Raw genomic sequence first — 20,096 nt, 5'->3', positions numbered from 1 at the left:
CACAGGAAAAGCCAAAGGCAATCACAAGGTTGTCATGGCATTGGCAAAGAGTGTTGAGGTTCGTTCAACCTCGTTCCTAACCTCCCATGCTGGATCACGCCGACCACGTGACCTTTCAGTCAACGGACCGCGAAGTCCGTTCCATACGGGGGTACTTCTCACGTGGGTGTGCGAAGAACGCTGACGCTTGTCTCCGCCCTGCTCGCGACGATGGCGCTGCTGGTGACGGGCGCCGTCGCGCAGGCCGGCGTCGGGCCGTACGTCTTCCACGGCGACATCTGGAAGCCGAAGCCGCTGCCGGAGACGCCCGCGGTGGGCGACCACGATCTGAACCGCCCGAAGACCCTGCGCCCCCGCGGCTACCGTCCGCTGACCCGCTATACGGCGGCGAAACCCGCCTGGCCGCATGCCGGTTCACACACGGTCGCCCTCGACGGCAAGCCGGCCAGGGCGGGCGCGCTGCCGGTGTGGGTGGCGTCGTCCGGCAAGGCGAAGCCGCAGCGGGTCCGGGTCCAACTCGCCTCGCGGACTCAGGCGTTGCGGGCGGGTGCCGACACGGGCCTGCTGGTCGGGCTCGGTCGCGCCAAGTCTCCTGCCGCCAAGGTCAGCGTGGTCGTCGACTACTCCTCCGTCGCCAAGGCCTACGGCGGCGGCTACGGCTCCCGCCTCACCCTCACCCGCCTTCCCGCCTGCGCCCTGACGACACCCGAGCGCGCCGACTGCCGTACACGCACACCCCTGAAGTCCGTCAACCGGGCCACCGCGAACCAGCTCACCGCGACCACCACCGCGGACTCGGCGATCGCCGTCACCTCCGGCAGCAAGGGCTCGCAGGGTGATTACTCCGCCACTTCGCTTACTCCGGAGGGGAGTTGGCAGGCCACGGGTACCGGCGCGTACACGTACTCGTACCCGATCGACATGCCGGCGGGCGTCGGGGACACCGGCCCCTCGGTGGCACTGTCGTACGACTCGCAGTCCGTGGACGGCGAGACCTCGGCCCGCAACTCGCAGGCGTCCTGGATCGGTGACGGCTGGAGCTACCAGCCGGGCTTCGTGGAGCGTCGGTATCGCTCCTGCGGCTCGCTCCTCGACTCCGACGGCAAGAAGATCCTCAAGGGCTCCGGCGACGAATGCTGGGGCGGCGGCAACGCGACCGTCTCCTTCGGCTCCCACTCCGGTGTCCTCGTCCCGACCACCAACTCCGGAACCCCGGGCGAAAAACGGGAGTTCAGGCTCCAGGGCGATGACGGGACGGTCGTACAGGAGCTGTCCGGAGCCGCCAACGGCCTGCACGACGGCACCTACTTCCGCGTCCTGACCACGGACGGCACCGCCGCCTACTTCGGCGCCGACCACTCGCCCAGCGGCCCGGGCACCAAGGGCTCGGTCTCCGGCGGCTCCGACGACTCCACGCACTCCGCGTGGGGTGTGCCGGTGCTGCACCCGCGCTCCTCCGACCCCTGCCACAGCGACGCGGACGGCAAGAAGTCCCGCTGCGACAAGCCCGAGGGCTGGCGCTGGAACCTCGACTTCGTCGTCTCACCGAGCGGCTTCGTCCAGCGCTACGACTACACGACCGAGACCGGCTACTACGACCTCGGCGGCGGCCAGGCGGCGGCGACCGACGACAAGGACGACACCGGCACCCTCACCCCGTACACCCGAGGCGGCACGCTCACCTCCATCTCGTACGGCTACACCCTCGACGACGAGCAGGCAGGCCGCACCCCGTCCGCCCAGGTGGCCTTCGCCTCCAAACAGCGCTGCCAGACGACGTCCTCCTTCACCGACTGCTCGGCGGGCAACCTCGACGACAACACCGCCCCGCACTGGCCGGACGTCCCCTGGGACCTGCACTGCGACTCGACCGACAAGACCAAGCTGCCGGACGACGCCACCAAGGTGCCCACGGACGTGTGCATCGTGTCGTCCCCGACCTTCTGGTCCACCACAAGGCTGGACAGCATCACCACCAAGGTGCACGTCAAGGACGGCGACACCGACAAACTTGTCCCGGTCGACTCCTACGACCTCGGACAGGTGTACTCCGACGCGGGCGGCACGGTCGACCCGGTCACCGGCACCACCGTCGACCCCAAGGACGCCGGCTCGCTCCAGGCCGTGATGTGGCTCCAGTCCATCCGGCACACCGGCCAGGACACCTACGGCAACGGCAACAAGGCCCTCGCCCTCAACCAGGTCTCCTTCACCGGCACCGAGATCGACAACCGGGTCAACGACGACTCCCCGTCCGCGCCCCCGCTCTACCGTCCGCGCATCTCCAACGTGCAGACGGAGACCGGTGAGTCGATCACCGTCGAGTACGACCAGAACCCATGCGCGGGCAAGTCCCTCGACATCAAGCAGGCCGACTCCAACACCAATTCCTGCTACCCGGTCTACTGGACGGTGCCCGGCGCCTCCAAGCCGATCGCCGACTGGTTCAACAAGACGACGGTGCACAGCGTCACGGTGGCCGACCTGACCGTCGCCGCCCAGTACAACCCGGATTCCTCCAAGATCCCGGCGGGTTCCGAGGCGCAGGTCTCCACCTACGCCTACTCCGGCGCCGCCTGGCACCGCGACGACTCCGACCTGACCGACGACCAGTACCGCACCTGGGACCAGTTCCGAGGCTTCCGCAACGTCACCGTGCGCACCGGCAAGGCGCCCGAGCCGGTCACCCAGCAGACCACCACCTACCTCCAGGGCATGAACGGCGACTACAAGGCCGACGGCTCCCGGCGCTTGATCAGCGTGGACGCCACGGTCGGCGGCAAGTCCGTCGAGAAGGTCAATGACGACGACCAACTCGCCGGAACAGCACTCCAGTCGGACACCTATACCGCCTCCGGCGGCACGGTGAACGCCACCACCGTCAACGGCCCGTTCGACTTCACCACCACCGCGCACGCCGACCGCACCTCATGGACGGCCTGGACCCAGGAGGACCACCCCGGCGAGACCAAGCCGGACAAGGCCACCCTGCCCGACCTCACCGCCCGCCGTATCAAGTCCACCCAGACGCACGGCTATTCCCTGCTGGCGGACGGCAGTTGGCGGCACACCCGCACCGACACCGGCTATGACGACCAGGGTCGCGTGCAGTCGGTGGACGCGCACGGCGATGTCTCCGTGGCCGCGCAGGAGAAGTGCACCACGACCGACTACGCGGCACCGGCCTTGCTGGGCGCCAACACCATGCTGCTCGGCTACCCGGACCGCATCACCACGGTCTCCGGTCCCTGTGGCACCAAGCCCGGCACCGACACCCTGCTCTCCGACAAGAAGATCTACTACGACGGCGACGGCTCCGTCACCGACCTCGGTTCCTACGGCACGCTCAGCCTCCCGCGCGTCACCGGCACCCAGGTCGCCACCGGGTTCGCCGACGACGGCACCGAGAACTGGCGCACCACCAGCGGTATCGCCTACGACGGCGCGGGCCGCGTCACCGACGCCCTCGACGCCACCGGCAAGGGCACCCACACCGACTACCTGCCCAAGTGGAGCGGCACGGGCGGCAACACCAACCCGACCAGCATCGTCTCCACCAACCAGAAGCAGTGGAAGGTCACCTCCACCCTCGACCGGCTGCGCGGCCTGCCGCTGGAGAACGTCGACGCCAACAACCGCGTCACCGACATCACCTACGACGCGCTCGGCCGCCGTACCGCCGTCTGGCTGCCCGGACGCGACAAGGCGACGCAGAGCGCGGACATGACGTTCGCGTACTCCGTCAACCCCGGCGCGGTACCCGCCCCCGGCGGAACGATCACCCAGCCGGGCGACCCGACGTCCGTCACCACACGCAGCCTCCGTGAGGACGGCACGTACTCGACGTCGGTCAGCATCTACGACGGGATGCTCCAGCTCCGCCAGGTCCAGACGACCGCCGACGGAGACTCCGACTCCGGCCGGATCATCTCCGACACGTTCTACGACTCCCACGGCTGGCCCAGCGCCTCCTACGCCCCCTACTCGGAGCCGGACCACGCCCCGTCGGCCACCCTCTACGCGGCCAACGAGAACGAGATCCCCGCCGAGACCACGACCACGTACGACGGCCAGGGCCGCGCCACCGCGAGCACTCTGTGGCACCAGGCTGTCAAGCAGTGGAGCACCAGCACCGCCTATCCAGGCGCCGACGAGACCGACTCCACCCCGCCCGCCGGTGGCTCGTCGACTGCCGTCTTCACCAATGCCCTCGGTCAGACGGTGAAGTCGGTGGTGAAGAACACCGCGGCCACGGTCACTCTCAAGGGCGGCAGCATCATCCCGTCCGGCACCTCGCTGACCTCCAACAGCGTGCGCCTGACGATGCAGGCCGACGGCGACCTGGTCCTCAGCGCACTCGCCAGCGGCAAGACGATCTGGTCGAGCGGAACGGGCGGAAATCCGGGCGCCTACGCCCAGTTCGGCACCGATGGCAACCTCTCCGTCTCCACCGCCTCCGGCACCTCCAAGTGGAGCACCGGCCTGACTGCGACCACCGGCGCCACCCTGCAGATCCGCAACGACTCCACGCTCGACGTGGTCGCGAGCGACGGCAGCACGGCGCTGTGGAAGCAGGGCACGGCGGGCACGGTCCCGGCGGCCGACTCCACCACCCGCTACACCTACACGCCCGCAGGACAGGTCGACTCGGTCCGCGACAGCGCGGGCAACACCTGGTCCTACCACTACGACCTGCTGGGCGAGAAGACCTCCCAGACCGACCCCGACACGGGCACGACGACCTTCGACAAGTACGACGTGCTCGGCAACCTGCTGCAGACCACCGACCCGCGCGGCCAGGCGTTGTCGTACACATACGACTGGGACAACCGGGTCACGGCGGAATACGCGGCCCCCTGGTCGGCCACCCCCGATCCGGCCAAGCAGCTGACGTCCCGGGTCTACGACACCCTCGCCAAGGGCTACCCGACGTCCTCGACCCGTTACGTCGGCGGTACGAGCGGCAGCGCGTACACCGAGGCGGTCACCGGCTACAACACCGCTTACCAGCCGCTGGGTTCAACCCTGACGATCCCTGCCGCCGACGGTTTCCCCGGCAAGTCCGGTACGGACAGCGGCACCATCACCTACACCCTGACGTCGACGTACACGCCGAACGTCGGCTTGCTGGCGACGACCCAGTACCAGGCGGATGGCGGTCTGCCGGCCGAGCGCATCGGCTTCGGCTACACGTTGCAGGGTGAACTGGACGGTTTCGGCGGGGACATCAGCCCCGCCAACACACCGTCCTACCTCGACGGCACGGTCCACGATCCCTTCGGCCGGGTCCTGCAGGCCAACTACGGTCCGGTCGGCAAGGAGTTGGCGACCTTCGCCCAGTACGACGCGACGACGGGCCGCACCACGCAGACCAGCAGCATGGCGCAGACGTCGACCACAGCCCTGGACGTCGTCAACTACCGCTACAACCAGGCCGGTGAGCTCACCGCCACGGACGACCTCCAGGACAACACCACCCACGACACCCAGTGCTTCACCTACGACTCCTTCCAGCGGCTGACCGCCGCCTGGACGGACACCGCCGGGATCACCGACTCCGGCAGCGCACCGGTGGGCGCGGTGGGCGGCTGCACCACGGCCTCCGTGCAGACCAGCGCGGCACCGGTGAAGACGAAGACGGTGGGCGGCCCGGCGCCGTACTGGCAGACGTACTCCTATGACCTGCTCGGCGACCGCACCGGCATGGTCGACCACGACCCGACCGGCAACGCGGCGGCCGACACCACCCAGTCGACGTCGTACCCGGGCGTCGACGGCACGGCTTCCATCACGCACCCGAACCAGGCGGGCGCCACGACGACCAGCAACCCGGACACGGGTACGGCGACACAGACGCCGTCGTACACGGACACCGCGGGCAAGAACGCGGGGAACACGGTCAGCCGGGCCACGAGAACGACGGGCCCGTTGACCACCGGCTTCACCCTCTCCGGCGGCGGCAAGCTGTGCGTCGAGGAGACCGGGTCGGGAGCCAAGGTCGAGGTGAACGCCTGCAGTTCGTCCTCCGCCGCCCAGAAATGGTCGATCGGCACCGACGGCACGGTGAAGGCCGGCGGATTCTGCCTGGACACCGCGGGCAACGCGACCACGTCCGGCACCGGCGTGGTGGCCGACACCTGTTCCTCGGACGCCACGCAGAAGTGGCGGGTCTCATCGACCGGCACGCTGGTCAACGCGGCCAAGAGCACCCTCTGCCTGACCGACCCGAGCGCCAGCGCCACGAAGGGCACCCAGCTGACGCTGGCCACCTGCGGCGGCAAGGGCCAGACCTGGTCGACGATCACGGCGGGTGCGCTGCCGGCGGGCCAGACGCAGACGTTCACGTACGACCAAGAGGGCCGCACGGCCACGGTCTCCACGCCGTCCGGCACGACGGCCCGCACCAGCAAGTACATCTACGACGCCGACGGCAACCTGCTGGAGCAGACGGCGTCGGTGGGCGGCACCGACAAGACACGTGTCCTGTACCTCTTCGGCGGCGCCGAGCAGTTGACGCTGGACGTGGCGGCGAAGACGTGCACGGGTCTGCGGTACTACGCGGGCCCGGACGGCACGCGGGTGACCCGCTCCAGCTCGGGTTCCGTCACCTACCAGGTGGCCACGTCCCAGGGCACGGCGACGACCGCCGTCGACGCCTCCACCCTGGCGGTCACCCGCCGCTTCTACGACCCGTACGGCAACCCGCGCGGCACGACGCCGTCGTCGTGGGTGTCGGCGGACGAGAACCACGGGTACCTGGGTAAGCCGACTGACTCGGTGACCGGGCTGGACCTGCTGGGGGCACGGAATTACGACCCGACGCTGGGGCGGTTCCTGACAGCCGACCCGGTGTTCGAGTCCGGCGATCCGAACCAGATGGGCGGCTACACCTACGCCGGCGACAATCCGGCGAGCAGTTCCGACCCGTCTGGCCTGTGCCCCAAGGAAATCTGCGACGGCTACGGGCAGAACACCGGGACCCCGCCCAAGCAGTCCACCACCCCCACCAGCACCACGGTCACCACCGTCACCGTCACCGACACCTCGAGCGGCAGTGGCGGCGGAGGGGGCTGCCACGGCTTTGTGGGCTGCCTTGGGCACTACGTGGAGAAGGCCGCCCCGTATGTCGCCGCCGGCGCCGTGGTCACGGTCGTCGTGATCGGAGCGGGCGCCTGCACGGTCGAATCGGGCGGTCTGCTCGGGCCGGCGTGCATCGAAGGCGGTACGGCCGCCGCGGTCGCCGCCTGCGGCGCCCTCGTGGGTGACTGTGGTCCCGGTCCCGGCGGCGAGTCGGTCAGTGAGGACACGGCCGAGGACACGCCCCGTACGGGCGAGGCGAACGCCGCCGCCAAGGCGGGTGCTGCCCCCGAGGCGATCGACGAAGCGGCGGCCGACGCACGCGACCTGGTCGCGATGAAGCGGGCGAACGCCCAGGCACGGGCGGAGGAGGCGGATGCTGCAACCGCCAAGCCCAGCAGCCCGAAGACCGGTTCGTCCGGCACCAAGGCCGCCAGGCCGAGTTCTCCTGGCAGGTGCAGTTTCTCGCCCGACACACCTGTCCTCATGGCAGGGGGGAAGACGAAGGCCATCGGAGAAATCAAGAAGGGCGACGAGGTCGAGGCCGCAGACCCTGGCACCGGTCTCCATGAGGGTGCGCATCGGGTAACTGCCACCTGGGTCCATCGTGACCACGATCTGGTCGACGTGACTGTCCGGACGGCCAAGGGCCACACCGCGGTGCTGCACACCACGTCCAGGCACCCCTTCTGGGACCGGACGACGCACAGCTGGGTTCCGGCAGGCAGGTTCCGAGTCGGCCACGCCCTGATCACGAAGGACGGCCAGGAAGCCCATGTCACGGCAGTCCGCGGAACTCCTGGCAGTGCCGAGCGCTACAACCTCACTGTCGACCGCCTGCACACGTACTACGTGCTGGCGGACACGACTCCGGTGCTGGTGCACAACACGTGCGGTGACGAGCCGACCCAGCCCATACACGTCTGGCGGCCCGGTCGCCATCCGAACATCGACGCGAGTCCCCAGGGCCCACTTGCCGAGCACCAGATCGTCCGGTCTGGGGAGGGCATCGAGGCTGGAACCTACATCTTCGTGCAGAAGCTGGATGGTTCGACGCGGGCGATGAACGAGTCGCTGTACGAGGAGGGCGCCTTCGATCCCGAGGCCGACTGGCCGGGACACACGACACTGGCCGACCATGAACCGGTGCTCTTCGCCGGCGGATTCACCGTGAACGAGCAAGGAAGGGTGCTGGAGATGACGAACGGCTCAGGCCACTATCAGCCCGGCAGTTATGCTCCCGCGTACAACGAGGCGGATTACATGCCGCTGCGGGACGTAGCCGCACGAGCACTACAGGACTTCGGCCTGACAGTCGACGAAGGCACCGTATGGAGTCCCTGGCCCGTGCGAAAGTAGCGTTACGGCGGTTTGACCTGAAAGCGCGGCTCCTAGCAGTGGCGGTGTCCAGTCATCAACTCCAAGGAGCCGCGCTCTCCCCCCGTCGATCCCTTTTTGGACGTAAGACGTAAGGTGACACCGTGGCGAATCAGCCAGGCTTCGGCGTGATCTTGACCCGGCTCATGAACTACCGCCGGATGGATGTCTCGTGGCTGTCCTCGGCGTCCGGCATCCCGGAGGCTGAACTCCGCACAGTGCTGTCGGGCACGCCGCCGCTGGCTTCGCAGCTCGACGGCCTTGCCTCCCCTCTCGGTTTCCACGCCACCGACCTCCATGTGATCGCCGACGTCCCGGTGCCGGAAGCGCTCACACCCCGGGACCCCGCCGCTGGGGCCGCAATCGCGGAGCTCGTCCAGATCACGCAGGCACTGCCGTCGGACCAGAGAGTCCACGTCCATCGGCGTGTCGATCAGCTGCCGCTGGAACCGGTAGAGCGTCCGTCCGCTCCGCCGTTCATCTATGAACAGCACGCGACGGGCTTCGGCGCGATGCTCGCCAACCTGTTGTGCGGCAACCGGAACCTGCGCTCCCTGACCGCTGCGGCCAAGACCCTGGCCGTGGTGACCGAAGGACGCGTGTACCTGGCCGCCTCCACGATCAGCGGTATTGGAAGGGGCCGCGTTCCGTTGACCCCGGACCTTGTGGCGGGCTTCGCGACCGCTCTCGGCATCCCGGCGGGTGATCTCGCCGCCGTCACAGGCGTAGAAGTCCGCGAGGCGTCGGGGCTCGACGACGCGCTGGCGGCCGAAATGGCGGGGCTTCTGTGGAACTGCCGACGTCTGACCACGGCTCAGGTCGTGGGCGTACGCGACGAAGCGGAATTGATGCTCGTAGCCGTGCCCGAGGATGCTCCTGGCGAAGACTGGAATCGCGTCCGTCACCGCCACGGGAGATGGTGGGGTGCGCCGAGGCGGTGAAAGCCCGACTGATCACGCCGGACGCACCACCACCCCCTACCCGTACGCGCTTGCTCGACACCGCCTCGACGACTTCCCCGAACCTGCTGGGAGACAGGGTGGGGCTCAGTGCGTTCCCGACAGGGACGCGGATACATTTGACGAGCAGACTGAATTCACGCATGCGATTGATCGATGTGGAGATCGGCCGGCACGACTGGGCGGCACTCGAATGCGGGTGCACGAAGTCGGCCGCGCACCTCGCCGACGACCTGCGGCTGCTGGTCGAGGCGCAGTCCGTGGAGGAGGCGCGGGCACTGTGCATCAACGACCATGCCATGATCCAGTCGATCCCGCAGCCGCCGGCGGAGGCCGTCGCCTCGGTGTTGATGGCGGCGCTCGCGGGCGAACTCTCCCCGGAGGCGAGGTTCGTGTGCCTGGATCTGCTCGGCGGGCTGGTGTTCAACGACGGTGAGTACTCGGAGGAGAGGTGCCAGCAGATCGCCAGGCAGGGGCTGTGGATGCTGTACCGGGATCTGTGGTCCGGTGCCCTGCCCGGCATCGTCGCCAATGCCTTCTACGTGCTGAGGGCGATCGAGACGGACGAGTCCCGGCTCCGCGCGTATCGGGACTCGGGCCGGATCAAACTGCCCGACTGTCTGCTCGATTGACGATCCGGACGTCAATGGGTCTCGCGCGTGCGGAGTTGGAGCGGCATGACTGGGATGCGATCCAGTGCGGGTGCGGGCGGTCTGCCCGGCATCTGCTGGACACCCTGGAGACCATCCTCGCCGGGGGCGCCTTCGGCGCCGTGCGGAGCCTGGACGACCATGTGCTCATCCAGTCCGTTCTGATGCCCCCGGCGCCGGCTGTCTGCGCAGTTGTCATGGCGCATCTGGCGGATGGTATGGCGGTGGCGCAGGAGCAGGAGATCCTTTGGTTGCTGTTGGCACTGGTCGCGGGCGAGGTGGACGGTGACTCGGTCGAGGACAGTCTCCAGATGCGCTGCGTGGAGACGGTCCGCGACGGGCTGTGGCTCGTCTACCGGGCATACCTCGACGCCAGCGGCCCCGTGGCCAAGGGATACGCCGACGATGTGCTGGACATCGTGGAGTGGGACCCCGTGCGGCTGGAGCACTACCGAGCCCGGTGAAGAAGCCGGACATGGGATTGATCAATGCGGAGATCGGTCGCCACGACTGGTCGGCGTTCGAGTGTGGGTGTGGAAAAACGGCCGCGCACTTGGCCGACGACCTGAAAATGCTCGCTGAGGCACAGTCCCGCGAGGAGGCGCGAGCTCTTCGCATCGACGACAACGCGCTGATCCAGTCGTTTCCACAGGAGCCCGCTGCGCCCGTTGCCGCCGTCCTGATGGCAGCACTGGCCGGTGATCTGAATCTCGGTGCGCGGGTCGTGTGTCTGGACCTGCTCCTCCCGCTCGTCGACAACGACGACGAGGACTCGGCGGAGATGTGCCAGTCCATCGCACGGCAGGGGCTCTGGGGGCTGTATCGGGACCTGTGGTCCAATGCCCACCCCGACCTCGTGATCTATGCGTACCTTGTCCCCAGGGTGGTCGAGACCGACGAGCAACGGCTGCGCACCTATCGGGACTCGGGCTGGATCCAATTGCCCGAGCACCTTGCCGACTGACACTCCGGCCCGGACGTCGCCGTTCAGCTACGACCGGCATGAGGCCGGCGCCGGCGCAATGCTCGTCGGGTGGCGAGTGAGCGTGAGAAGGGAACTGTCGGCGTTGAGACGGGTGGGATTCTACGAAACGGCCGAGGAGGTCCTCGCTCTGAAAAGGCCGATCGCAGTGTCTAATGAGGACGCGATCGTGCGTTACCTGGCGGCCGGTGAGCCCCTCGTCGCAACGGGGTCCTGGATCGATGATCTGCTCGATCCGGGTATCACACGGATATGCCAGTACTCGATCGACACCGATGGGGTGTGGGTATGGCCGAGTAGTCTGGCCTTCTACGTTGCCAAGTACCACACCGAACTTCCTGGCGACTTCCTGCGGCACATGGAAGCCATGGGTTGGACGCCACCGTCGCTGGACACCGACGCCCTGGATGCCGTTGTCGAGCAGTTCATGCTCGAAGAGTCGGGCGAGTTGCGGAAGGCACAGATGAATGGGAAGGGTTGGTCCTCGAAGAATTGAATGAGGTTCCCGATGACGACCTCGATTTCGACGAGGATCTGATCTACACGTACCGAGGCGAGCTGTTCACCGGGATTGGGTACGAAGAGTCCAATGGCCGGCGGATCTCGGAGATCCAATACGTGAACGGCAGGCAGGAGGGTGTCTCCCGCGGTTGGCGTGAGGACGGAAGCCTGTGCGACGAGACCTCGTACCGGCAGAACGTCCTGCACGGGGCGCGTGTCTGCTACGACACCGAGGGACGTGTGCGACTGGAGGAGAAGTACGAGTACGGAATCCTGCTGTCCAAGGTCGAGCGCAATACCCAAGGGGAAGTGACGGACGCCTTCGAACTGTCGCCGGCAGATCCGCTATGGAAAACCCTGATCGGATTCCGAAGCCGTTTTAAACGGTGAGCGTCCGCGACTGAGCAATGTCAACCAGACACTCCCGTCGTCCGTGCCGGCGTTGACGTCCGTGTCGGAAACCTGTGTCATCGGAGTCGGGCCGCCCCGTATCGGCCTTGTCGGATGACAACAGCCACGTGCCGTCGGTGCCTTGGGTGTACTTCACCGTGTGCGGGAGCGACAGCTCCTCGTACTTCGGCGCTCCTTGCTTGACTTCCTGCGCCGTGAACGGCAGGTAGAGGCGTGTGTGCTCGGTAAGTTGGAGCGTCGCTGCCTGACCGGAGACGGTGGTGTCGGTGACGTTCACGTCGACCTGCGCCTTCGTGTAGCCGCCGATTTCCTTATGCCGCTTGCCCTTCTCCGCGAGGGCGGCGAGATCATCCTGCGTGCGAACGGCCATGGCGCGCGTGGACGACGGTGGGCCTCACTCCCGGGCGGGACGTCGTCAGCATGTCGGCGCGCTGCTGCAGATAGTCCTCAGCGAGCTGAGCGAGTGCCGTGGTGTCGGTGTTCGCCGCCGTCGGAGCGGCCAGGTCGGCGGGCTGGGCGCTCGCAGGTATGTCGATGAGTGCGAGCATCGCCGCGGCCGTGGTCACGGCTGCGGCGAATACCCGTCTGTACCGCGCAATGCGCATGAATCCCCCTTGATCACGGCTGACTGGTCGGGGCAACCAGAAGATCTGGAGGGCCAATTCGAACATTGCGTTTCCGTGTGGCGCATTCTCGATCCTGGAATGTCTGATTCCTGATCAAGGAAGAGGGGCGCAGCGGGATGGACAGGCGGGCCGCTCGGCCATTCGTAAACGGTGTGGCCGGAGCCGAGATTGAGTTGATCATCTCCTCACGTGCGTTGACCTTCGGTCGGTCTGCGGCACACCCATCGGAGGAAGTGCGCGATGGAGTCGTCGAGCGGGCCTGTTCGATGGCACCGTCGTTGTGGTCGGCGATCTGAAGGGCGAGCGTTACTAGGCGTATTTCCCGGATGCCACCCCCAGTCGGTTGACCAGGCCACCCGGCTGCGCGGGTTCTCCAGGACGCTCGGCGTTGTCGGCGGACTCACCACAGTCGCCCGGGCTCTCCTACGTACACGAGTACGGCTGGAAGAGGGGAGCGTGGCAGGTGTTCGCGGACATTCTGAACCCATTCGGGTTCCACAAGGCCCCGGAGCCCCCCGCATCGAGCGGAGGCGTCTGCCCTCCCGAGAGCTGCGCCTGACGATGAGGACGGGGCTCGTCATGCACCTCGCACGACGGGCCTCGCGCCCGCGACCACCGCACGCAAGGCAGGAAAGGATGAGCGACGTCCCGCAGAGGGGATCCCCACTCTGCTGCTGCACATGATTCCGCAATCCGCCGGGTTCATTGCTGAGAAGTTCCACCGGTCGGCACAGGCTGCTGTCCTGGCCCAGGACGCGGTGGTCAACTGTACGAGCTGCTGGCCGAGTGCTTTACGACGCCTGTGGTGAGGCCGCAGTTGGAGAGCGAGAGCCCGGACACGGAGCTGCTGGAGCGGTGCTGGGGACCTCGTGGACCGCATCGTGGACCATCCCACAGAAGATGTCAGCGGCGCCGTCTACTTCGAGGTACTCCACAGCTCCTGAACGCTGGAGTCCTGGTAGAGGCCGCCTGGCCCTACATGAACGACAGGACACGGGCGCGCACCCTCAAGGTGCTGGACTTCTACGACGTCCGCTTGCCCGGGATCAACCGGCGGGCACGCACGGGAGGTACTCACCCTGACCTGCTGAGTCCGGCACGAGCTGACACTCGCCGACCAGCCGGTGGAGATCTCGGAAAGCCCTCACGAGGCGAGGGATTCTTCGATATCAGTGGTGCATGCCTGAACCTCTTACGCTGGCCGCTCTCTCGCTTGCGGCGATACCGTCCGCTGCAACGTTTCTCCTCGATCGCGTCGGATCTGTGCTGGATCGTCGGCGTGAGGACAGGAACTTTCCGGTTGTGCGGGAGCCGTCACCGGAGCAGCGGGATGAACTCGAGGAGCTACAGGGGACCCTGAGTGGGGTGGTTGCGCGGTCGGCCGATGAGGTGAGGAACGACGCGGACGCACTGGCGGCGATGGACCGGGCACGGACGTTGCTCGAGCATCTCCATGATCGCCAGATCGACTTCGAGGGCGAGAGACGGGCGCCGTCGAAGTATCGGATCAGGGCCCTCATCGACGTCGAGACGCTCAGGGACGGCGGCGTGGCGGTCCAACTGGGTGAGGTGAGGGCCTCGGCGAACGTCGAAGGGGTGGTCAAGGGCAAGTCGGCGAGCGGGCCGGTTGTCGGCGTTCGGATCGACTCACTCGAGTGATGCACCGCGACGAGCTGCTCTTCGAGGATCTTCTGGACGAGCACCTCGCCAGCGATCTCGTCCGGCGGCGGGACTGGCTCCTGGATCAGGTCAAGGCCCTCCTCAACACGCCGCATATCCGGTTCATCGTGCTCGAAGGGGTCGCGGGGACAGGGAAGAGCACGTTCCTCGCGTCACTGGCCCGGGAGCCGGGGATCAATCCCCGCTATTTCATCCGGCGCGACAGTATTGCGCCGTTGTCGTCCGGAGACGGGCGGGCGTTCCTGGTCCGCGTCGGGCATCAGATCGCCGTGCTGCGTCCCGAGCTGATGGATCTGGACTTGGCCGTGAGCGTGACGATGGAGGTCGAACAGGCCGATGACCTGATCGGCGTCGAGATCGGCAGGCTGGTTGTGTCGTCCTTTCGCAGGACGGCCTTCGAGATCAGGCAGTCGGCGGCGAAGGCCGGCCAGGTGATCGCGGTCAGGATCGGAGAGCTGATCGACGATCTGTCCCGGACCAGTCTGGCTGATCTGACCAGGCAGGCGCTGATCGAGCCGGCGGCACGGCTGGCGGCGGCCGATCGGTCGGCCTCGATCGTGCTGCTGATCGATGGACTGGACGAGATCGGTGCGGCCACCGGCTGGATCGGTGGCGAGGACTCGATAGTCGACTGGCTCACCGATTGCGCGGAGCTGCCGACGAACCTGCGGGTGGTGGTGACGACCCGCCCACTGCCGTTGAAGCAGTTCTACCTGCGCCAACAGAACCGGTCCGAGCGGATCAGTCTGGACGGGCACCGCCGGCAGATCGAGGAGGAGATCGCCGAGTACGCCGCGTCCGTACTCGCCCAGGCAGGCATCACCGGACGCCCCGGGCTCGCCCGTGAGGTGGCGCGCAAGGCCGACAACGTCTTCCTCTACGCCGCGCTTTGGGCCAAGACCGTCCCCGACCTGCTCGACCCGCTGAGCCTCCCCGACGGCCTCGACGATCTCTACGAGTATCTGGTCGGCCAGGCTCGCCGGGCCTCGGACCGCCGTGTCCCCGGCAAGAGGGCGGGAGACAGCCGTTGGACAGCTTATTACCAGCCCTTGCTGGCCACCCTCGCGATCGCTTTCACCCCGCTGCCGCCGCAGAGCCTGGCGCGGTATCTGGGGTTCCCCGAGAGTTCTTCGGACTTGCTCGCGGCCATCCTGGAGGATCTCGGGCCGATCCTGCGCGTCGACCACGACCGGGTCAGGTTCTGCCACGGGAGCCTGGCGGACTTCCTCACCACCGCGGCCAGGCATGAGTATTGGAGCGTGCAGCCCTCAACGAACCACCTCCAACTGGCACGGAACCTTCTCGGCCTGTACGGCCACGACTGGGCGTCCTGCGAGGACGTCTACGCGTTGACCTACACGGCCAGACATCTGGTCACCGCGCTCGAGGCGGACATCGTCGAGGCCCTTGATCCCCTCATGGGCCTGCTGGGAGACCTGCCGTTCGGCCGGGCGAAGGCACAGCACGCCGAGGTCGGTTTCGGGAGCCTGGTCACCGACTACATCGCCGCCTGGACGGTCGCGCCGGACATGCGGGGCGAACTGGCCCGCGGGCTCGCGCGCATCGTCATCAGCCTCGAGGCGCACGACCAGCTCGGCGACACACTCGGCTACCGCGCCGACGGCAAAGAGCTGCACGAACAGGTTCTGACCTTGCTGGGCGACGAGGGAATGCTGCGGGAACACGCAGCCCCGGACCGCCAGCAGGCGCTCGCCCTGGTTGCGGCACACCGCGAGTCGGCCCGGATCCGCCGCCTGGGCGGCGCGGCCAACCTGGAGCGAGCGGGCGAAATCCTGCGCTGCCTTGTCTCGGCGGACGTCTCCGGCGACGAGGAGCCGGGCAACCTCTCGGCGATCTTCTACGACTTCGCCTACCTCGAGTTCCTCCTCGGCAACACCGAAGCGGCACGCTCGTGGTTCCACCGCTCCATCGAGGTGGACGAGCGCCGAGGCAACACCAAGGGCCGCTACATCACGACGTCCGCACTGCGCCGCCTGGAGTATCACCTCGGCGAGCTGACACCTGACGCATACCGGGCCTTCCTGGACGAGGCCGAGGCCTACTTCAGCGGTCTGGGAGCTGACGCCCAGGGCGAGCGCTGGATCATGACCCTGACCTTCCACCGCCTGGAACTCGCCATCGCAACAGACGACTCGGCCCTGGCCGATGCCCAACTGGCCGCACTCGAGGACAACGCCTGGCTGCGTGACTACAGCCGCACCGACGACCGCACCAAGAACGACCTGATCACCATCGCCCGAGCCAGAACGGAGCTGGCCCGGCGGAACTGGACACAGGCCATCCCCCTGTTCGAGCAGCGCCTGGGCGAAGACCTCGACGGCGACCCGGACCACCGCGAGGAGATGGCCCGCGACCTGTACGAATACGCCAGGGCCCTGGCTGGCGCGGACCGTCCCCACGACGCCCAGCGCGTACTGGCCCTGGCGTCCGACCTCCCGGACAGCACCGGAGCCTGGCTCTGGAAGCCCCACATCCACTCCCTCCAGGCCACCTTGGAGTAGCCATGTCACCGCCGACCTACCGCGGTCATTCCGGCGAAGAGTCCGGTGTGACGGAAGGCGGCGGTGGTGGCGGAGGCGGGTAAGGCGGCCGAGGCGGGACCCCGAGCCCAGGCGGGCTTACACGAGGCGGTCCTTCGCAGGGCGGTCGGCTCTCCCCAGGTGATGCCATCCAACTGCGCAGGCATGCGCGATGGTGCGCAAACCCCGTCCCCGACGCCGACCGCGCAGAGCCCTGGCCGGTCGGGTAGCCGGGTGCGCATCGTGTTGCCAACGATGCGCACCCGGCTGCGCACTTGCTGAAACGGCCGCTGTGCAGACACGTGGTGCGCGCCTTGGTTGGGGCGACCATGAGCCCGACCACGGCAGGTGGGTGGGCGTTTGCGCAGACTCCGATTCGCCCGCGTGCTATGCCTGCGCACCGTCCTTGCGCGCTGCGCATCCGGCTGCGCCTCAGTGATCAGTCGGCTGCGCATCACCGTGGTCGGGGGCGTTTGGTCGGGGTGTCGGCGGTGTGGTCGGGCTGTGGGCAGCCGCCGCGACGGGGTGGTGCGTGGTGCGCAGCGGCTGCGCAGGCCTCTATTCATGGGGCGACCAACTCCAGGCGACCGTGCGGTCGGGGTCCTGGACGGGATGCCACACGGGCTCGGAGGGGCCGTGGGTGTGCAGGTCTGCCAGCGCCGCGGCCATAACGGGGACGTCGCGCAGGAACAGGGTCAGCGCCAGGTCCCCCGGGACCGAATGCAGGGCGCGGATGCGGGTGGTGACGCCGGCGGGGCCGGTGCCGTCCAGGACGAACAACAGGCGGGGGAAGAGCGGATAGTGCAGACGCCATGCCTCCTGTACCGGCTCTTGCGTGAACGCCGGCCGACGCCGGCCCGGAGAGGTGGGCACGTATGCGTGGAGGCGGGCGTAGGCAGTGAGTTTCGCGGCCAGGCGTTCCGGGCCCATGGTGGCCCGGTCGACCTCGACGAACGCCCGCATCATCGACCCGTCCCCGCCCTCACGGCCGCTTCGGTAGTACATGAGGGCGTCGGGGATGACGGCCTCGCCGCCACCGAGGGAGTGATAGACCTCGGGTATCCAGTCCAGCGGCCGGCACAACTCGCCGCGACGGCGCGCGTCCTCGAGGAAGACGAGCGCGGTCTCGGTCACAGTCAGCGTGTGTCCCACCCGCAGTCGTGCGGCAGTGGGATCGGACACCGTCTTCGGGGGCCGCCGCCCGCGCAACTCGGGCCACTCGGAGGCGATTTGCACACCGTAGGAGGTGGGAAACCACGCCCGCAGTCGTCCGGCCTGAGGCAGGGTGATGCGGTCGATGAGCCCCTCAGCGCGGAGTTTGGCCAGTCGCCGCCGCGTCTGCTCGCTGCGCACGCCGGGGGCGATCACTCGGTGCATCTGTTCGGTGGTGGCCATCCGGTACTGCGTCAGCACCGCCAGCGCCAACCGGTCACCACCGCCGGTATCCACGTCGGTCATCGTCGGGCCGCCTTTCAGGTAGGGGCGGCGCCGTCTTGCCCGGCGCCGCGCATACTCGCCACCGCAGCAGCCGACCCCGACCAGGCCTGCGGCCATGAAGGCCCGACCACGGTCACGAAGCGACAACAACGCCGCCCCCCACCGGGCCGACATCCCCGCCGACAACTGTCCGTCTGCTGCCGCGCCCAGCACGACATATCCGCAGGTCACCACGCCCTTTTCGGCTTGGTCGTCAGCCCGACATCCCCCTCTGCACACCCCCACGCTCGCCCCGAAACAAAAGGAAAGGCAGGGGACGGCGGGCGAACGGGCGGGCGCGTCCGCCGGGGGATCGGGGCCGCCGTTGCTCATGTTGCGCGTCGGCCGCCGCCTCCGCGCTCGAGTGCCGGCAAAAGCGGGTGTACAGCAACAACACGACCCGGGTGAGGGCATGGGCGTCGGAGGCGTTCACCTCCGCCAGGACGGCCGTCGTGGGCGCGGTGCGCTGTGTGCAGCGGCCGACGGTTCCGGTTGCTGTCCACGTTCCGGCGACGCGACGGTCTCACGGCGCGAGGTCGGCGAGGAGGATGTCGAGGACGGTCTCTTCCTCGATGCGCACCCCGAGTTCGGTCAGGGCCGAGGGCAGGGCGGGGTCCCACGCGGCGGTAGTTGGCGTGCCGGTCAGGGGTGGAGCCAGGGGCGTTGCCGCGGCCGCGGTGCGGTAGTCGACGGCGGTGTAGCGCCAGGGCCGCCAGGGCACGCGGCGCAGCAGCGCGTCGGCGATACGCAAACCTCCCCAGTCGAAATCGCCGTGGTATCGGAGCCCGGCTCCCTGGGTGTGCAGGTGGCGCAGCAGAGTGAGGGCGGCGGCCGACGGCTGGCCCTGGAGGCAGACCAGGGGTGCGCAGGTAGGGCCGTGGGTGTCGGCGGCGGTGGCCAGGACGGTCGGATTCTCGCAGACGTATACCACCGTAGGCGCCGTACTCGGCGGGCTGTGGGTGAGCTGGCGCAGCGTCAGGACGGCAGGTTCGCCCGCGTCGGTCATCCAGTCCAGAGCGGGGATGCCGCGCAAGCCCAGGGTGAGGACAGTCGAGGAGAGGGCGTCCCTGAGGAGCCCGGCCGAGGACCAAGCCTCGCGGCGCCATTCGGCACCGTTGCCGTCCGGGAAATCGGTCAGGGCGCGCACGCCGGACAGGACGATCGCGCCAAGCGGGGTGCCGTCGTCGAGGGCGTGGGCGTTGCCAAGGGTCCGGTTCGCGAAGGTGGGCAGGGATACGGCCGCGTCGGCGGGAAGCTGGCGTAGGGCCGCTGCTGCGTCGGTGAGCAGGGTTTTTGCCGCGTGTGGGGTACGGGCGAGGCGGCGTACCAGGCCGTCCTGGCGCAACCGGTCCACCCACGCGGACAGTTCGGGTCGCAGCGTGGTGAGCGTGGTCAGTGGGGCGTACGCGTCCTGCCAGGCGTTCGCCTCCTGTTCGCGTACGTCGGCGAGGCGGGCGACGGGGCCGGTGAGGGCCGTGATGGCCGGGGCGAGGCCGTCGGGGCTGATGCCGGAGCGGCGCAGCACGGCGTCCACCGCGTCCAGGCGCACGCTGAGGGAGCGCCCGGCGCGTGGGGCGCGACCCAGCAGGCGTTCGCCGGCGGCGCGTTCGGCGGTGGTCGGGTCGGCCAGCGTGACCGGGCCGGTGAGGGGCTCGTCCCGTTCCATACGGCGCCGGACGCGCTCGACCAGCCAGGCGAGACCGGGGTCGCCGAGCAGGCGGCCCAGGCGGTCGAGGTCGATGCGGTCGAGATCGATGCGCGGCGGCGGCCCGGATTCTCCGGGGGTGTGAGGCTGCCCGGTCATGGTGTGCCGTCCA

General features: G+C 68.2%; 13 protein-coding genes. 9 read left to right on the top strand and 4 right to left on the bottom strand.

All coding sequences use genetic code 11. The features are described from left to right. Nucleotides 1-162 precede the first annotated feature (162 nt). The 7 genes from ABT254_RS35850 to ABT254_RS35820 all read left to right on the top strand — a co-directional run bounded on the left by ABT254_RS35850 (nucleotide 163) and on the right by ABT254_RS35820 (nucleotide 11,936). On the top strand, nucleotides 163-8,436 hold the full coding sequence (locus ABT254_RS35850; RefSeq protein WP_351479784.1) for a polymorphic toxin-type HINT domain-containing protein: 8,274 nt from the start codon (nucleotides 163-165) through the stop codon (nucleotides 8,434-8,436). 122 nt (nucleotides 8,437-8,558) lie between these two features. Continuing rightward, nucleotides 8,559-9,395, top strand: a complete 837-nt coding sequence (locus tag ABT254_RS35845; protein WP_351479781.1) for a hypothetical protein — start codon at nucleotides 8,559-8,561, stop codon at nucleotides 9,393-9,395. 161 nt (nucleotides 9,396-9,556) lie between these two features. After that, nucleotides 9,557-10,045 (top strand): hypothetical protein, encoded by a 489-nt coding sequence (locus tag ABT254_RS35840; RefSeq protein WP_351479778.1) that lies wholly within the window; start codon nucleotides 9,557-9,559, stop codon nucleotides 10,043-10,045. Nucleotides 10,046-10,059: 14 nt separating this feature from the next. Continuing rightward, nucleotides 10,060-10,527: a hypothetical protein gene (locus ABT254_RS35835; protein ID WP_351479776.1), complete on the top strand. Its 468-nt coding sequence runs from the start codon at nucleotides 10,060-10,062 to the stop codon at nucleotides 10,525-10,527. After that, on the top strand, nucleotides 10,524-11,027 hold the full coding sequence (locus ABT254_RS35830; protein ID WP_351479773.1) for a hypothetical protein: 504 nt from the start codon (nucleotides 10,524-10,526) through the stop codon (nucleotides 11,025-11,027). The genes ABT254_RS35835 and ABT254_RS35830 overlap by 4 nt, the downstream gene beginning before the upstream one ends. Further along, nucleotides 11,017-11,541 carry a hypothetical protein gene (locus ABT254_RS35825; protein ID WP_351479771.1) on the top strand — a complete coding sequence of 175 codons (525 nt, stop codon included), beginning with the start codon at nucleotides 11,017-11,019 and terminating at the stop codon, nucleotides 11,539-11,541. The genes ABT254_RS35830 and ABT254_RS35825 overlap by 11 nt, the downstream gene beginning before the upstream one ends. Next, nucleotides 11,523-11,936, top strand: coding sequence for a toxin-antitoxin system YwqK family antitoxin (locus tag ABT254_RS35820; protein WP_351479768.1), 414 nt, complete (start codon nucleotides 11,523-11,525; stop codon nucleotides 11,934-11,936). Before ABT254_RS35825 ends, ABT254_RS35820 begins: the two co-directional genes overlap by 19 nt. Here the strand turns inward: ABT254_RS35820 and ABT254_RS35815 are convergent. Further along, on the bottom strand, nucleotides 11,926-12,327 hold the full coding sequence (locus ABT254_RS35815; RefSeq protein WP_351479765.1) for a hypothetical protein: 402 nt from the start codon (nucleotides 12,325-12,327) through the stop codon (nucleotides 11,926-11,928). The two genes, ABT254_RS35820 and ABT254_RS35815, sit on opposite strands and share 11 nt — an antisense overlap. Beyond that, on the bottom strand, nucleotides 12,305-12,562 hold the full coding sequence (locus tag ABT254_RS35810; protein WP_351479762.1) for a hypothetical protein: 258 nt from the start codon (nucleotides 12,560-12,562) through the stop codon (nucleotides 12,305-12,307). The genes ABT254_RS35815 and ABT254_RS35810 overlap by 23 nt, the downstream gene beginning before the upstream one ends. A 1,200-nt stretch (nucleotides 12,563-13,762) precedes the next feature. On the opposite strand from ABT254_RS35810, the gene ABT254_RS35805 reads away from it, so the two are divergent. Together ABT254_RS35805 and ABT254_RS35800 are read left to right on the top strand one after the other, a co-directional pair. Next, entirely contained in the window at nucleotides 13,763-14,242 is a 480-nt protein-coding gene (locus tag ABT254_RS35805; RefSeq protein WP_351479760.1) for a hypothetical protein, read from the top strand. Next, nucleotides 14,242-16,785 carry an NACHT domain-containing protein gene (locus ABT254_RS35800; protein ID WP_351479757.1) on the top strand — a complete coding sequence of 848 codons (2,544 nt, stop codon included), beginning with the start codon at nucleotides 14,242-14,244 and terminating at the stop codon, nucleotides 16,783-16,785. The genes ABT254_RS35805 and ABT254_RS35800 overlap by 1 nt, the downstream gene beginning before the upstream one ends. 576 nt (nucleotides 16,786-17,361) lie before the next feature. On the opposite strand, the gene ABT254_RS35795 is transcribed toward ABT254_RS35800, so the two are convergent. Both ABT254_RS35795 and ABT254_RS35790 read right to left on the bottom strand, forming a co-directional pair. Then, complete coding sequence (locus ABT254_RS35795; protein ID WP_351479754.1) at nucleotides 17,362-18,261, bottom strand: replication-relaxation family protein; 900 nt, start codon at nucleotides 18,259-18,261, stop codon at nucleotides 17,362-17,364. A 541-nt stretch (nucleotides 18,262-18,802) separates the two neighbouring features. Continuing rightward, nucleotides 18,803-20,083: a TIGR02679 family protein gene (locus ABT254_RS35790; protein WP_351479751.1), complete on the bottom strand. Its 1,281-nt coding sequence runs from the start codon at nucleotides 20,081-20,083 to the stop codon at nucleotides 18,803-18,805. Between the last annotated feature and the right edge of the window lie 13 nt (nucleotides 20,084-20,096).

Source organism: Streptomyces sp. NPDC001137 (assembly GCF_040298885.1).
Classification (GTDB): Bacteria; Actinomycetota; Actinomycetes; order Streptomycetales; family Streptomycetaceae; genus Streptomyces.
The sequence above is the reverse complement of the archived record's forward strand: the minus strand, read 5'-3'. Positions and strand labels throughout refer to the sequence as shown.